Annotated in this window: 13 protein-coding genes; 8 read left to right on the top strand and 5 right to left on the bottom strand. The window is 45.5% G+C overall.

What is annotated here, in order from left to right:
• The first annotated feature begins 46 nt into the window (after window positions 1-46).
• Complete coding sequence (locus AXG56_RS10205; RefSeq protein ID WP_062514312.1) at window positions 47-1747, top strand: methyl-accepting chemotaxis protein; 1701 nt, start codon at window positions 47-49, stop codon at window positions 1745-1747.
• Between the two features lie 31 nt (window positions 1748-1778).
• Here AXG56_RS10205 and AXG56_RS10200 read toward each other — a convergent pair whose 3' ends face one another.
• Entirely contained in the window at window positions 1779-3164 is a 1386-nt protein-coding gene (locus AXG56_RS10200; protein ID WP_062514310.1) for an MATE family efflux transporter, read from the bottom strand.
• Between the two features lie 237 nt (window positions 3165-3401).
• Between AXG56_RS10200 and AXG56_RS10195 the strand changes: the two genes are divergently transcribed.
• The 5 genes from AXG56_RS10195 (at window position 3402) to AXG56_RS10170 (ending at window position 8365) form a co-directional block, all read left to right on the top strand.
• A complete protein-coding gene (locus AXG56_RS10195; RefSeq protein ID WP_062514307.1) occupies window positions 3402-4292 on the top strand; it encodes a cupin domain-containing protein in 891 nt (296 codons plus the stop codon).
• Between the two features lie 102 nt (window positions 4293-4394).
• Window positions 4395-5096 (top strand): ABC transporter ATP-binding protein, encoded by a 702-nt coding sequence (locus tag AXG56_RS10190; protein ID WP_062514305.1) that lies wholly within the window; start codon window positions 4395-4397, stop codon window positions 5094-5096.
• Entirely contained in the window at window positions 5093-6460 is a 1368-nt protein-coding gene (locus tag AXG56_RS10185; RefSeq protein WP_062514303.1) for an ABC transporter permease, read from the top strand. The genes AXG56_RS10190 and AXG56_RS10185 overlap by 4 nt, the downstream gene beginning before the upstream one ends.
• Before the next feature lie 142 nt (window positions 6461-6602).
• Window positions 6603-7628, top strand: coding sequence for a YecA family protein (locus AXG56_RS10180; RefSeq protein WP_008634230.1), 1026 nt, complete (start codon window positions 6603-6605; stop codon window positions 7626-7628).
• Window positions 7629-7903: 275 nt separating this feature from the next.
• A complete protein-coding gene (locus AXG56_RS10170; RefSeq protein WP_062514299.1) occupies window positions 7904-8365 on the top strand; it encodes a hypothetical protein in 462 nt (153 codons plus the stop codon).
• 34 nt (window positions 8366-8399) lie between these two features.
• Here AXG56_RS10170 and AXG56_RS10165 read toward each other — a convergent pair whose 3' ends face one another.
• Window positions 8400-10856 carry a glycoside hydrolase family 13 protein gene (locus AXG56_RS10165; protein WP_062514298.1) on the bottom strand — a complete coding sequence of 819 codons (2457 nt, stop codon included), beginning with the start codon at window positions 10854-10856 and terminating at the stop codon, window positions 8400-8402.
• A 129-nt stretch (window positions 10857-10985) separates the two neighbouring features.
• Window positions 10986-11576, bottom strand: a complete 591-nt coding sequence (locus AXG56_RS10160; protein WP_062514296.1) for a YdcF family protein — start codon at window positions 11574-11576, stop codon at window positions 10986-10988.
• 223 nt (window positions 11577-11799) lie between these two features.
• Between AXG56_RS10160 and AXG56_RS10155 the strand changes: the two genes are divergently transcribed.
• Both AXG56_RS10155 and AXG56_RS10150 read left to right on the top strand, forming a co-directional pair.
• A complete protein-coding gene (locus tag AXG56_RS10155; protein ID WP_008635516.1) occupies window positions 11800-12009 on the top strand; it encodes a YkvS family protein in 210 nt (69 codons plus the stop codon).
• Window positions 12010-12228: 219 nt separating this feature from the next.
• Window positions 12229-12483, top strand: coding sequence for a hypothetical protein (locus tag AXG56_RS10150; protein WP_153017415.1), 255 nt, complete (start codon window positions 12229-12231; stop codon window positions 12481-12483).
• 101 nt (window positions 12484-12584) lie between these two features.
• Here the strand turns inward: AXG56_RS10150 and AXG56_RS10145 are convergent, their stop codons facing one another.
• Window positions 12585-13706 (bottom strand): LCP family protein, encoded by a 1122-nt coding sequence (locus AXG56_RS10145; RefSeq protein ID WP_064503493.1) that lies wholly within the window; start codon window positions 13704-13706, stop codon window positions 12585-12587.
• Between the two features lie 197 nt (window positions 13707-13903).
• Window positions 13904-15367: an APC family permease gene (locus AXG56_RS10140; protein ID WP_062514292.1), complete on the bottom strand. Its 1464-nt coding sequence runs from the start codon at window positions 15365-15367 to the stop codon at window positions 13904-13906.
• Window positions 15368-15527: the final 160 nt, after the last annotated feature.

Genomic DNA, 15527 nt, shown 5'->3' with positions numbered 1-15527 from the left:
GATACCAACCTACTCAATCTTAAGGAAAGGAAAGTGAAGCAGATTTATGAACCCTAAAAAGTCGCTGCGGGCGCAGCTGTTTCTTAACTTCTTGATTCCTATTGTTATATTAGGAGTCCTTGTTTTTGGATTTGTCAAAGTGTTGTCCAGCCATATCATTGATTCCTATCTTGTTCCTCAATTTGAAAGCACACTGGAAGACACGGGGGATGAACTTGTTCAGGCGGTCGATGATTACCGCATACTTCAGGCGATCCGCAATCCCGAAGGAAATCATGCGGGTTTATTAAAAACCATGGACTCTATCGTAGAGGACAATGATAAACTCAAGCATGCTTATATCCTTACACAAAAGGAAGGGAAAGGTTACTCCGTTAGCAGAAATGGAAGCGGAGAAATGATGGTGGAGTCGCCCCTTACGAAAGAACAAAAGCAGGCTCTGGATAACAAACAGACAGTCATGACAGATTTCTATAAAGACCCGGTAGACGGAGACACGCATAAATCAATAGTTATCCCATTGGAAAATTCGGATGCCGTTGCAGGGGTGGATATGGATGGTTCATTCATTATGACCCTGGAAAACAGTATCAACGTCTTCCTTATTGCTTTCCTAATCCTTGCATTACTGCTCGGCGCGTTGTTTGCATACGTCTTTGGAGGAAGACTGAATAAGTCCATCCAAATTCTTCTGGGATCAATGAAGCGAATTCGTGATGGGGATTTGACAGGCCGTGTGGAAGTGAAGAGGCAGGACGAAATCGGTCAGCTTGCCAACGCAGTTAATGACATGGTGGACGGCCTTCGTTCTTTGGTGAAGCGTGTATCTCAGGCATCTAATGACGTAGCAGGACGAAGTATGGAGCTGACTCACTCCGCCAATGAAGTAAAAGAAGGAAGCGGTCAGGTGGCTTCCACCATGCAGGAACTTTCCTCAGGAGCAGAATCCCAGGCGAACAGTTCCGGCAATCTTTCCGTTATGATGGATCGGTTTACGCTGAAAATTAAGGAGGCAGATCAGACCGGCAAGGAAATAGCCGGTACGTCTCATGAGGTGCTTCAGATGACGGATGAAGGAAGGAAGCTGATGCAGCAGTCTGTTCATCAGATGAACAAGATTCATACTATTGTTAAAGGTGCTGTGGACAAGGTGCAGGGATTGGAACATCAATCCAAGGAAATCACCAACCTGGTCCAAGTCATTCAGGCAATTGCCGACCAGACGAACCTCCTTTCCCTGAATGCTGCAATAGAAGCAGCAAGAGCAGGAGAACACGGAAAAGGGTTTGCTGTCGTTGCGGGTGAAGTCCGCAAATTGGCAGAGCAAGTATCCTCATCTATAGGAAGCATTACGAAGATTGTACATACTATCCAGCAGGAATCTACGAATGTAGCGGGTTCTTTAGAGAGCGGGTATAAAGAGGTTACTACCGGGTCTGAGCAGCTTGAGCAAACAGAGGGAACGTTCCTTACTATTCAAGGATCTGTGACGCAGATGGCTGAGCGAATCAAGCATATATCCACCCATCTGGAAGATATAACGACAGACAGCAGCCACATGAGTGCCTCAATTGAAGAGATTGCATCCGTCACAGAAGAAGCAGCTGCGAGCGTGGAGGAAGTGGCTGCCTCCACCAATCAAACGACGGTTTCAATGGAGGAGGTTTCTGCCAGTGCGCAGCAGCTGTCGGAGCTTTCTGAGCAATTAAGTGGAAACGTGCGTGAGTTCAAGACAGATTTGAGATGAAGAAAACCTGTGCTTTGGAGGCACAGGTTTTTTATGCATGGTTTTTTTTCTTTAACTCAGTATCATGGTTATTTTGGTGAACGAATGATTTCTTGTACCAGGTCCTTCCCCTCCACCTTCGCAGCATAAGCAGTCCGCGCAGCCATTCGTCGACAATAAAGGCGATCCATATACCGATCAGCCCGTAGGAAAGCGGAAGACCGAGCAGCCAGGCGATCGTGACTTGGACCCCCCACATGGAAAGAATACCGATGACGACGGGATAACGAACATCGCCTGCCGCTCTTAGAGAATTGATGACGACAAGATTGAACGCCCTCCCTGGTTCCAGTAGGATACTGAGCAGCAGTAAGGTCCCGCCCGATGCAATAATTAATGGGTCGTCCGTAAACAAACCGAGCAGGATATCGCTTGAGAAGTAGAAAACGACAGCGACTACAATCGAGACAGCAATCGCAAGCTTCAGACTGCGCATGCACTGCCTGTATGCCTGCTCGGTTTCCTTTGCTCCTATATGATGGCCAATCAGAATTTGTGTGCCCTGGCCGATTGCGACTGAGAAAAGGAATATGAACATCATCAAATTTTGAGCGTACACCTTGGTTGTGAGAGCAGTCGCGCCCATCTGTGCGACGAAGTACGTAATGACCATCTGGCTTGCATTGTACGATAATTGTTCTCCCGCTGATGGAATTCCGATATTCAGTAAACTTTTGATATGCTTGATTTCATAACGGTAGAGGGCTGTCCAAGGAAGAGAACCCGACACGCGTTTCACTAATAGGAGAAAGAGCACGATGAATCCTAAACCACGGGAAACGGCGGTAGAGACGGCTACTCCCTGGACGCCGTAAACAGGCAGCCCGAACGGTCCGAAAATGACAATGTAGTTTCCTATTACGTTGACAATATTCATGCCGATCGTGACATACATCGTATCCTTTGTATGCCCATAACTCCTCAGAATAGCGCCTGCTGTCATGAGCAATGCTTGGACAAAAATCAATCCACCGACGATATTCATATAATCGACAGCTTCCCCCATAAGCTGGGGAGGAAGGTCCATTACGGCAAGAATAGGCTCACTGAAAAGAAATAAGCCGAAACTTAAGAGAAGCGAGAACCACAAGTTCACGCTGAGGGAAGTAACGGAAATGGCTCCTGCCTCTTTCGGTTTTCCGGCTCCTAGGTTTTGAGCGACAAGGATAGCCGCTCCCGTTGCAATAAATCCGAACATGACGATGATAACGGAAAGGATCTGGTTGGCTACCCCTACAGCGGCGACTGCCTCATCCGAGTACTGACTGAGCATGAGGGTATCGGCGTTCCCCATCAGCATATGTAGAAGCACTTCGATGAAAATAGGCCATGTGAGCGTAAACAGTGTCAGTTTCTTAACATCTTTTTCATGAGTCATGACAGGACTCCTTTACACATATATTGGGGCAAACGTTTGCATGAATAAAATAACGAACGCTTCCTACTAAAACTATAGAAAGATTCCTTCCCCGTCAATATAAAAATGGTTCCGCTTACAAAAATGTTAAAAAAAGAATGATCCTTATGGGAAGGAAGTAGGTAATCTTGAAAATGACGGACACTTGGGCACAGGTTGCATAGGATATGGGAGATCATGGATCGAGGAGATGATAGTATGTATCCGAACAGTCATAGGTCGTACCAGAGCCCGGCGCATCCGTCCGTCTATAGACAGGATGGTTCTGAACAAATGCTGAACGGTCTTAAAAATGCAATTAAGTCAGAGGCGGAAGCGGTAGACTTGTACACCCGACTGCTTGCATCAGCGCCCTCTTCTATGCACCAAGGGGAGATGCAGAAGTCGTTGGAAGAGGGGAACGACCGTTTGCAGCAAAGGACAGCGCTTTATATTCAGCTTGCGGGCAAACAGCCGGAATACAAGATTGAAAGGATGCCGTTTCATAGTTATCCGGAAGGTTTGATAAAAGCATATGAAGTAAATGTGCGTAATTATCAGATGGACCGCCAGCAATACTACACCAATCAGCATCCAACCATTCGTCAGTGGTTCGGGAGAGTATGCAATGACGAAGTCATTCAGGCGAATCGCCTGCAGACGCTCGCATATGATGGGAGGTCGGAGGGCAAAGATTTTGGCAAGCAGCCTTATGTGCTTAATATCGATGAAGCGACGAAAGCGAATGACACATTTCGGACGGCGATATGGACGGGAGATCATCTGCAGGTAACGCTAATGAGCATCGGTGTCGGCGATGATATCGGCCTGGAAATCCATCCGGACGTCGATCAATTTCTACGTGTCGAAGAAGGGGAAGGACTCGTACAAATGGGGAGCACGAAAGAAACGGTTACATTTGAGGACAGAGCGTACGATGGTTATGCCATCATGGTCCCTGCCGGAACATGGCATAACTTAATCAATACAGGTGACAAACCGTTGAAGCTCTATTCCATCTATGCCCCGCCCCAGCATCCGTTTGGAACTGTCCACCAAACGAAAGCAGACGCTCTTGCAGCGGAATCCGGGAATCACGGATCAGCTTGAGAACTTCCTTAAGGGAAGTTCTTTTTTTATGAAAATAAATGAAATGATCCCATCTTCCTCCTCGTCTTATGTAGTAGAAGAGGAAAAGGGAGGAAGGTAAACGTGATTGTCATACGTGGTTTGGCACATTCTTTTTATGTCGGAAAGAAAAATAGTCGTCAGGAAATACCTGTGTTGAAAGGGATTGATCTTAAAATCAATAAAGGGGAAATTGTTGCAGTCATCGGCAAGAGTGGTTCAGGCAAGTCCACACTTCTGAATTTGTTAAGTGGATATATCAAGCCACTGCAAGGGGAAATTGTACTTAATGGTACAGACGTTACTGCTTTATCAGAAGGCGATTGGGCTACGTTTCGTGCAGAGAATCTGGGATTCATTTTCCAAAGCTTTCAATTGATTCCGAGTATGACAGCCTTTCAAAATATTGAACTCCCGCTTGTCATGAAGGGGATCAATGAGGCTGACAGAGAAGCGATTGTCAAATCAATGCTTGCGAAAGTCGGTCTTGACGACTATGCAGAGCATTATCCGTCCGAACTGTCTGGAGGACAGCAGCAGCGGGTATCCGTGGCACGGGCGCTCATAGTCGAGCCCCCCATTATCTTAGCGGACGAGCCTACCGGAAGCCTGGATCAGGAAACAGAAGACGAACTGCTTTCTTTTGTTAAACAATTGAATGAAGAAGAAGGCATCACCTTCGTTCTGATTACTCATGATGAAGAAGTGGCTTCCGTTGCGGACAGGGTCATCCGTCTGGAAGATGGCTCGGTCGTTGAACGATTGGATAAGGGGGCGATCCGATGAAGTGGAAAGACAGGTTCCGATTTATCCGGCAGAACATGAAGAAAAACAGATCCCGTGTTGCGATGACCATGCTGGCGACAGCGATCGGCTGCGCGTTCCTTATCATACTTGCTTCCGTAGGTATTGGGGCGCAGAAATATATTGTCGATGATTTGATGAAGGATAGGGCTGTTACGGAAGTTTCCATCTTTGGGAAATCAGAAGTGGCCGAGAGAGAGAATCCTGCACTCACACAGCAGGACGTCAATCGTCTGGAGGAACTGGATGGGGTAAAAGCCGTCTCCCGTTCTACGATAGTGGAGAACCCGGCTGTAACCAAACTTGGAGACTATGAAGTCCAACCTTCTGTGGAAATGGTGGATTTTAATTCTGAGAAGAAGGCTGGATTGAAGCTGGCTGAAGGACGCATGCCGGAGAAAGAAAATGAAGTGCTGGTCGGCTATCATTTCGACAAACTACTCGTCAATCAGGAGGAAGGGGCGGATAAAGAGCTTTATGATTCCGATGGGCTTGTTAAAAAACAGCATCGCTATGATGAACCGGTATTAGGGAAGTCAGCAGACATTGAAATAGAACAGATCAAAGAAGGGGAGCGCGTAACGAACATGTATCCTGTTACGATTGTAGGTGTGGCGGAAGAACCTGCACGGGATTGGGAAGTAGGAAATGAAGTATTAATCTCTGAATCCATGCTTGAGAAAATCGAAGCATTTACCGGTACGAAGAATGGTGCACAAATACAGACAGCGATGAGCGATGACGAGATTGCACTGCTCCAGGATCTAAACGAACCTCGTTCTTTCAGTGAAGTCAATGTCATTGCCGGAAGCCTGGAACAGGTGGAGAACGTAACAGAGGAATTGAAGAAAGAAGGGTATAATGTTTATTCCGTAACCGAGCAGATTGATGAAGTGAATGTCGTTTTTGCAGTCATCAAGACCGGTCTTGTCATCATCGGAACTATTGCTCTTCTAATCGCGTCCATCGGTATATTCAATACGATGTCCATGGCCGTAACGGAACGGACACAGGATATCGGCATCATGAAAGCGATCGGCGGTCACCCGAAGATGATTCGAAGTATCTTTTTAATGGAAAGTGGCTGCATTGGTTTGATCGGTGCCTTAGCAGGTGTCCTCGCTGCTTACGCTGTCAGCATTGGTATTAACTTTATTCTGCCTTTGGTAATGAAACAAGTGTTTGAGGAAACGCCGGAGGCAGCGATTCAGTTGTCCTTTATCCCACCCTATCTAGCAGTCGCCTGTGTCATTCTCAGCATCGGCATTGCTATGATATCAGGATGGAAGCCTGCGAACAAGGCAACGAGGATTGATGTTCTGCGTGCGCTCAGAAGGGATATATAGCTGTCAGGATAGGTCCTTGCACCCCGATTTCCATTAGGAGTGCAGGGTCCTTTTTCTTAGATTTTTTTAAGAATTTTTGCATGTTCGGTCAATATCCGTTACCCTAGTAGAGTTGACGTTTAGAATTAGGAGAGGAATTAATATGAGTAAGATCAAACGGAATGACCCATGCCCTTGTGGAAGTGGGAAAAAATATAAGAAATGTTGTATGAATAAGAACGTAGAGGGATTAGGTTCTGTATCGCTCCATGAGGAGCTGAACAATCATTACAGTCACTTGATGGCTTATGTGAACCGCAACTACCCGAATTTGGCTCCGCTGGAACAAAAAGAGACCCAGGAAGAAGAAATCGAAGCGGCCTTCCGAATGGTGCAGAAGGTCTTTATGGAAGAACAGGAGAATGGCGGCACGATCTTCGATGAGTTCTTTGAGAAGAAAAAGAAAAAAATAAACCGACCTTCCACGCTTGCTTCCATGGAAGAGTGGAAGCAGCCGAAGACCGGCATTTTTAAAATTGTCAACGTTGACGCTGCTCAAAGTGTCACCGTCGAGGACGTTTGGACGAAGGAACTGTTGGAAGTCAATCAGCAGGGAATTCCTCTTAAGGAAGAGAACTATGCGCGCATGCCTTACTGCATTGGTATCCTTCTGAAGTGGGGACCGGTCTTTAACTTCATTCCATTGTCCATCCCTAATTATGAGGAATCCTACCTTTCCTTCCGAGAACAGCTGGAAGAGAATTATGCTGCATCAGAAGCATCCTCCATCGAGGCTTATCTGGAAGAGACATTTATTGAATCCCTGAGAAAATGGATGTTCATGAACGGGGAGCAGCAGGTGCAGACAGAAGAGCAGGCAAAAGCAGCTCCTTCCAATGAAAACGATGAAGTGCTGGAGTTGTTGCAGCTGGATATGGATGATCAAGAAGCGGTTGATCGACTGGAGAGAGCATGGCTGTCTTATAAAGAAGCAGAGCAGCCGAATCTTAGAAAGCCTGAAGTCGTCGCTGCAGCGCTTGAGCATATGTTTGTCACAACGACGTACTTCCGGGAAGAGACACAAAAAGTCACAAAGAAAGCTGTTGCTGAAAAATATGGGGTAAGCCCAAGCAGCATGACAAACCGGATCAATCAACTAAAAGAGTATTTTGACACGATTACAGAATGAAACTTCTGGAAAGACACCTGGATACAGGTGTCTTTTTTTGGATAAAAAAGCTTACCGTACAGGAAATCCCTAAATACGAAGAGAGATACGCAATGGATAAAAAGGAAAATCAAGATAATCTGTTGGCCTTGGGCAGAGGGGCATCCTGTTCAATCAGCCAAATTTGCGGACAGTCAACCAGGCATAAGGATAAAGGACAAAAAAGAGCCCGCCATTCGATGCCAGGCTCTTTTTTGTCCTTCTTCTGCATAGGGTAAGGAAGGAGGGGGGAAGAAATGAAAAGGAAGAAGCAGCCTGCATTAATCCTCTTCATTCTGTTCTTATTGCTGACACTGATAGCTGCCGGAGCATTTTTCATTATGACAAGGCCGAGTTATCAAGCTGAACGAGTGGTCGATGAGTTTTATACGTTGGAGCAGGAAGGCGAGTACAATAAGTCATGGGAATTGTTACATACCAGCATACAGGAGAAATTTGCGAAGGGAACATACATCCAAGACCGATCCCACGTATTCATGAACCACTTCGGTGCGGACACCTTCACCTTTACGATAGACGGCAAGAAGAAAAGAGATAACTGGAAGATGGAGAAGGATGGGGAGCCGTTTGGTGTTGTCTACGAAATGGTCGTCACGCAGACGTACCATGGTAAATACGGACACTTCCTTTTTACACAATTCGTTTACGTTACGAAGGAAGAAGGGGAATGGCGTATCCTATGGGATTATAATAAGTGAGCCCCATCCATCTATAAGGAGGGGGCTCACTTATTTATCTCAGTTTACCTTTGACTTCATAGGCGGATACTGTTTTTGCTTCACTTTCAATCATCAATTTCCCTTTATGACTCTTGTATTTATCCTTGTCCAACAGTGATTGGAGCTGCACACGATTAGGGGTACGCTGATTGTATAATTCAAAAGCGTCCAGGCGTCGATTCTCTGTTCCCTGGTTAACGACGACTAATACATGATTTTTACGTGTTTTCCTTTCAAAAACAAGGACGTCTTCATCAGAGTAAACAATCCTGAAATCGCCGTGGGTGAGCGCCTGCTCCTTCGTGCGGATATCAATCAACTTCTTGTAATGATTTTTGATTTCCCTGTTTTGTTCCTGCTTATTCCAGGGCATAAATTCGCGGTAATAGCGGTCCTTCCATTCTTCTACAGCATTGTGGTCACCGCTTTGGGACAGCCCTACTTCATCACCGTAATAAATGATCGGTGCTCCCGGAAGCAGGAATTGAAGAGTGGCCGCGTTTTTCATGGTCGTTTCATTTTCCTTCGCTTCATAGAAGAAGCGTGGCATATCGTGGCTGTCAAGGAACGTAGCAGCGACGAATTCCTCGGCATACCCGTTTTGGATGGTTTCAAGCGAAGCAGCCAGTTCGTTCATCGATTTTCCTTGAATAAATGCGCCGTGAAGAGCGGTTTGCGTTTCGAAATCAATAGCGCCGTCAAGCTTCCCGGTGTAGGAAGTGATCGTATCCAAGTCATCCCATACCTCTCCGAAAATGAATGCGTTGGAATCAATCGACTTTACTTTATGTCGAAAGTCGACCCAGAAGCTCTGGCTCGGTCCTTTGGCATAATCAAGACGAAAGCCGTCGACACCGATGTCTTCCATCCAGAATGGAACGACTTCATTCAGCATGTAGTCCCTCGTGTCCGGATTATCATTGTTCAGCTCCGGAAGCTCTTTGACACTGTAGAAAGTATCGTATTCGTCCGGCCATTTGGTAAACGTGTACCAGTCATAGTATTTACTGCCTGTTCCTTGGGACAGGGCATCTTGGAAAAAGTCATGCTGGTTCGATGTGTGGTTGGGAACGAGATCATAGATGACTTTCATATCCCGTTTGTGTGCTTTTTTGACCAATTCTTTCATCAGCTTATTGCTGCCGAACCGGGGATCAACCTTCATAAAATCGGTTGGATGATAGCCGTGGGAATAGGGCCCTTCATAGATCGGTGAGATCCATAACGTATTGACACCCAGTTCTTCGATGTAATCCAGCTTATCGATGACTCCCTGAAGGTCTCCTCCCATCCAGCCTTTCAGCTGTTCGTCTTTCGGAAGATCAGGCTGAACGGATGTGTTGTTGGTTACATCGCCATCCCGGAAACGGTCGACGAATACTTGATAGATGACTGCTTCTTTTGCCCATTTCGGCGATTTATAGTCATCGACATAGTAAGCGAACTCCGTTGCTTCCTCAGATGTCAACGCGTTATTATCAGCAAACTGGGACCCTTCAGATGACTTGTTCCACACATCTATCTTATATTTGACGCGGGTCTTGTTCTTTTGAGCAGGAATGGTGCCTTCCAATATGGACGTCTGTAAACCGTCCGGGGCAGTAGATGTCTCTTGAACAGTAAGGAAGGACGTCCTGCCTTGAACAGCTGTTCCGCGTTTTCCATCTGGAATCGATCCGTCTGTCGTGTAGTAGACCGCGCCCGCGTCAATTGGGCCGAAATGCTGGACCTCTACTTCTACCTGGACGACGTCTTTTTTATTAGGAGTGTAAGGGGCGTGATTAAAATCATGACGCACAGATTGGGCGACTGGAATTGTCAACCATTTGTCGACTTTATCGTACACGTTGTCGCCGTCTTCACGCAGCGTTACGGTCCGCGGATCTGTCCGATCTTCCTTATAAGCTTCACCTGAAAGGCTGTAGAAGTAGGTAAGCTCCTCGGAAGCATCCCCGACAACGCGGAGGGTGTAGATGCCGTCTCCTGTTTTCTCCATCGGGCTGACGGTGTAATTGAAACCGTTTTTGCTTGATGCGACAGTCGGGATTGCCCAGTCCGGTGTCTCTTCAGGCACAGACAAATTCAACGTGACACTGCCGCTGTGGGTATCCGCTAAGCGGATATCAACGGTCCTTTCTTTGTCCGGATGGAAGGTAAAGATATATTTCCCATCTTGAGAAGGGGTGAACGTCAAGTTCGATCCTTCCATCCACTTGCCGTCATAGACGAACTTATACTCCACGGTTTTTCCACCCTTTAGTTCCACAGGTGCACTTTCCCAAAGCTGCTTCTCTGCATCATAAGCAAGTGGATGATTATCCGACCCCCAATCCAATGACTCCGCACTGCCGCGAAGAACTACCTTGTCATATGTAGTCTCCGCCGCATCCGCTTTCTGTGCAAACGGTTGCGCAAAAAGCAAAAACAAAAGTGCTATCCCTACGAATGAAATAAGCGACCACTTTTTCATTAACTGCATTCCCCCTCATAATTTTGAAATCGCTTTCATAATATAGAATAAAGCTTCGAATGTCTATGGGACTAATCTAGTGATTTCCAGAAAAAAGAAAAGGCAGAGGGGACTCTGCCCTCTACCCGATTAATAAGTCAGCAGTCTGACGGAATAGGCGATATACTTCACATACTCACTGAACGTCATTTTTTGTTCCCGCTCATTTAATCCGTCACTTGCGTCGAAAAAGGAGGGGGCGAATGCATAGGAAAGGTCGATGGAATCTTCATAGATCTTATCAAAGGTCATCTTCGTCCTACGGGAATGGTAATCGCTTGTTACCACAATTGCTGAAGTGAAGTCGTATTTGAACATGATTTCTTCGGATAATACAGCATTATCCAAGGTGCTCTCGGCCTCCGTTTCTTCAATAATCGCGTCCGATGGAACACCCAGGTTCTCTGCGTCCTCTCGTGTTACGCCCTTCTCTGTAGAATTTGTGAGAATGATAGAATCGGCAAGTCCTTGATTGAAGAGATCGACGGCATAAGGGAGACGGTTGGATTCGCCGCTCAAAACAATGAGAGCATCTGCCGGCTGCACGTCTTCTGAATCCTCTATGAACAAAAAGCCACTCCCTAAGTTGTAGAGTATGATGATTCCGGTAATGAATAATACAACGGTAATTGCGAAGATACTTAGAATAACTTTCTTGACTCTCGGCAAAGGTGTGTGCACCATAGACTTCCTTTCTATGTAACGAGAAATTATAGAATATTTTACCACATGTTTTGACATAATTGTTAGGAGGGTATAACAGTTTAAGTCTGGTTCGACTTGTTTTTTTTAATGGAATCGAGTAATATATCCTGTAAAACATTTTATTTGAATTGTTTGTCAATTAGATGTAAAATGAATTCAACTTTGTTGAAAATATGAATATGAGAAAGGGTAGAGAAAGATGATAAAGCCTGATGATCGCATTGCAACACCCGGTCAAATAGTAACGTTTGAAAGAAACGATATTGTTTTTAAAGGAAGAGTAATCCCCAGTCAATGCCAACAGTCTGTCATCGTCGACCTGACCATCATGGACAATTTAGCAGAGATTGACTTTGAGTATGACAGAACTGTAGTAGCTCATACCAATTACCGCATTATAGAAGAATAGTGTTGAACCTCCTCTTATATAGGGGAGGTATTTTTATGTAGCAATGCTTTATATCGTAATATATACGACGAGTCAATATGATAATTTTTCCTCTACTTTATTTTATAGGAAAAAATCCTGTGTTCATCTTCCGTTTTTTTTATTACTATTAAAAGGAGGGGGACGTACTGGGGGATTCGTGAATAAATGAGCATGAGAGGATGAAGTGGTTTGGCGCATTTGACTAAATTACTTTTGGATCAGGATGAACTATCGATCACCGGGCGCTACAGTGTGCGTATCGATAAGACAATTGTCATTGAGCCTCTTCGGCACCTGACGGAAGACACCTTCCGTAATTTGCTTAGAAGTAAGGCAATTGTGAAGCGGATCGGAATTCGCAGACAGGAAGATGAGAGCTTCCTGACGTTCGATGGACCGTACTCTTTCCGCAGGGTGAACGGTATCTTGATCTTCCAGCGTACGGCAATATAATCCATACATAACATCTTTAGAACTTCCAAACAGGAGTGGGGAGTTCTTTTTGATTGGTATGATGAAAAAAAGCGCCCGCATTATTTGCGGGCGCTGCTTCGTTATTGGGAATAATAGTTGTCTTCTTCATACTGCGAGTCCGATGAGTTGTATTCATTGGACTGGTTATAGCCACTGTCGGTTTCTTCGTAACTAGATTCATTCGTCTGGCCATTTTCTTGTTCAGCTGGTGGATCGAGATTCAGAGCATCTCTCAATTTCGTTTGAACATCAAAGAGACTCTCCTCATCAGGAGTGAAGTAATACAGTCCATCCTGCAACCGTTCATTGACACCTTCAATTTCAAATGTCTTCGCATTAGACTCGGAAGAGAAGGCTTTCTGAATCGCGTAAATTTCACGTGGACTCAAATTCGTTTGAATGTTCTTCCCTAAAATATCAGTAATTTCTCCAACTTTAAAGATGGTACCGGCTGAGATAGCCTCGTCCATGGCGGCCTTGATGAATTGTCTCTGTCTTTCATCCCGTGGATAGTTGACGGCGGCTGCCTGTTTTCTCATCCGAACAAAGGCGAGGGCTTCTTCTCCATCCATCTTTTGTGGTCCTGCTTCAAATTCAATTCGTTTATCATGATCGAGGTGGCTCCGTTCCCAGAACCCTTCTTTGACATCAACCGTTACTCCTCCAAGTGCATCAACAATTTCAGTGAACCCTTGGAAGTTTACGGTGACATATTTATCTATAGGAATGCCTAGCTCATCTTCAATCGTTTCAACCGCTAAGCGTTCGGCCCCGTATCCGGAAAGTTCCCCGATTGAATAGGATGCGTTTAATTTATGGTAGCCGGCATACTCTTCCCCGACTTTGGATGCAGGTAGTTCAATCTGCGTATCCCGCGGTATAGATGTCATCGTCACTTCATTCGTTTTTGGATCGAGTGTCATGACAATTTGGGTATCCGCCCGCCCGGCTTGTCCGTTTGTGGAGTAATCTTCTACTCCAAGGAGCAAAATAGATATTGGATCATCCCCGATATCTACGGCTTCTTCCCGCAGATCAGACTTCTCGCCGCGATCTAACCCTTCAAAAGATGCTGTATAAACTTGGGAAACGTAATAAAAGCCGCTCCCCACTAATAGTCCAAGTAATAACAGGACGAACACGAGCCTTCTTATCTTTTTCTTTCGGCTGCGCCTTCGAACGCGTACAATTCGTTTAGCCAATGGTTACACCTCAATTCTTAACCTCTCGATGTTCTATTCTATCACAATTGTCGATAATGGAAGAACAAGTTACACAGGTGTATAGATTTGTAATTTATTTGTCATATTATCCCGAATTCTGAAACTTTCACGTTGTTTTTCCGTCTAAATCTATAACAAAAGCAAAGAACCTTCCTGTTATAAGGAAGGTTCTTTTATTAATCGATTTCTTCTTTTTCAAAAATGAGGTAGTTCATTTCTTTGCGGCTGATGCTGTTGTAACGTTTAGCATTAAAGAGATAAAAGACGAGTCCGATCATAATCCAAACACCGAGAGCGATGTAGGATTCCCTTCCTAGTGCTGCGGGAGACCATGGCAGCAGGAGCAAGGCGAGGAACCCGATGGAGCTGATTATTCCGATCAAGGACAATGCTTTCCTTCCGGGGGCAACGGTTTTAGGGAAGCTCCCGTGTCTATCTTGTTCCGACCACGCCAAAAATTTATAAGCTGCAGCGGTACAGAAGAAATATGCGACAGCTACACCAGTCGAAGACATGTCTACGACCCACAGCAATGCCTCTCTGCCGAACCACGGGGCAAACAGACAAAAGAACATCGTAAATAGGATGCCGATGTATGGCGTATTATATTTCGGATGAAGACGCCGGAAAGCATCTGGGAGAATTCGGGCGCGGCTCATAGCAAACGTCAGTCTGCTTGACGAAATGTAAAAACCGTTCAATCCAGTAAATATTCCCATACAGACAGCCAGGGCAATAATGAAGACACCGGCTCTTCCAAGGTAACTTTCAATCGCATCTCCTGTCCCCCATACCGATCCCGTGTCTTGTATATAGGTAAGAAGTTCCTGCCATGGCATGGAGCTCGCTGTCACCCAGATCATTATACTGTAAGCGAGTCCGGCTGCGAGAAGAGACCAGATAATCAATCCGAAGGCTTTCTTCGGCTCGAATTCGAACTCTTCTGCTGCCTGGGGGATATTATCAAATCCTACATAAGCAAAAGGAGCCAGGGCTAATATTGTTAAAATGGAACCAATTGGTGTCTTATCAGGCGAGAATCCAGGAGACATATTGGTAAGGCTCGGGCCCTCCGTCAGGATTGCTCCGATCGCGAGCAGCACAATTCCGGCAATGAGCAGCATGCTGAAAAAGAATTGTGTACGCCCGGAAAAGCTCGCTCCACGGATGTTTAATAATGCGAATATAATAAGAGCGATACTGGCAATAGCAATTTGAATGATGGATACGTCATAGCCCGCCACTGTGTATAGGTTTCCGGTATGGACGAATTCCGGAAAAAGAAATTTAGCGAGTAGAGCCAGCGCTGATGCATTCAATGCAACGATACAAATATAACCAAGTGTTAAAAACCAGCCGGCGAAAAAAGCAACCTTTCGACCGAATCCTATATAGGCATAGGCGAATTCCCCTCCGGTTACGGGGAATTTCTCAATCAGAAACCCGTAGCTGACGCCGATAATCATCATCAGGACAGCTCCAAGAAGAATACCGATCGTCACGCCCATAGGCCCTGCTTGATTAATCCAATCGGTAGGCAGCACAAATGCTCCCCAGCCAATGGCGGAACCAAAGGCAATAGCCCAGACCCAGTGAGGCTTAAGGGATTTTTCTAATTTTTTTCTTTCTGACGTAGTCATGGTGTCATAATCCTCCTAAAGATTTAAAAACATACTTTCCGAGCTTATAGAGTATAAAAGACTGGTGCAAACAAAACGAATTCAAACGAAAACATTCAGAATTTAAATATAAATGTGAGAGGATTAGAAGGGTGATAAAAAGGGGATAAGCCAGATGTGG

The sequence above is a fragment of the Halobacillus sp. KGW1 genome, assembly GCF_001592845.1.
Classification (GTDB): Bacteria; Bacillota; Bacilli; order Bacillales; family Halobacillaceae; genus Halobacillus.
The sequence above is the reverse complement of the archived record's forward strand: the minus strand, read 5'-3'. Positions and strand labels throughout refer to the sequence as shown.

What these genes read in the sequence shown, in the direction of transcription:
- AXG56_RS10165 (WP_062514298.1), bottom strand. Translation starts at nt 10,856, where the DNA reads ATGAAAAAGTGGTCGCTTATTTCATTCGTAGGGATAGCACTTTTGTTT.
- AXG56_RS10170 (WP_062514299.1), top strand. Translation starts at nt 7,904, where the DNA reads ATGAAAAGGAAGAAGCAGCCTGCATTAATCCTCTTCATTCTGTTCTTA.
- AXG56_RS10180 (WP_008634230.1), top strand. Translation starts at nt 6,603, where the DNA reads ATGAGTAAGATCAAACGGAATGACCCATGCCCTTGTGGAAGTGGGAAA.
- AXG56_RS10140 (WP_062514292.1), bottom strand. Translation starts at nt 15,367, where the DNA reads ATGACTACGTCAGAAAGAAAAAAATTAGAAAAATCCCTTAAGCCTCAC.
- AXG56_RS10155 (WP_008635516.1), top strand. Translation starts at nt 11,800, where the DNA reads ATGATAAAGCCTGATGATCGCATTGCAACACCCGGTCAAATAGTAACG.
- AXG56_RS10200 (WP_062514310.1), bottom strand. Translation starts at nt 3,164, where the DNA reads ATGACTCATGAAAAAGATGTTAAGAAACTGACACTGTTTACGCTCACA.
- AXG56_RS10185 (WP_062514303.1), top strand. Translation starts at nt 5,093, where the DNA reads ATGAAGTGGAAAGACAGGTTCCGATTTATCCGGCAGAACATGAAGAAA.
- AXG56_RS10205 (WP_062514312.1), top strand. Translation starts at nt 47, where the DNA reads ATGAACCCTAAAAAGTCGCTGCGGGCGCAGCTGTTTCTTAACTTCTTG.
- AXG56_RS10195 (WP_062514307.1), top strand. Translation starts at nt 3,402, where the DNA reads ATGTATCCGAACAGTCATAGGTCGTACCAGAGCCCGGCGCATCCGTCC.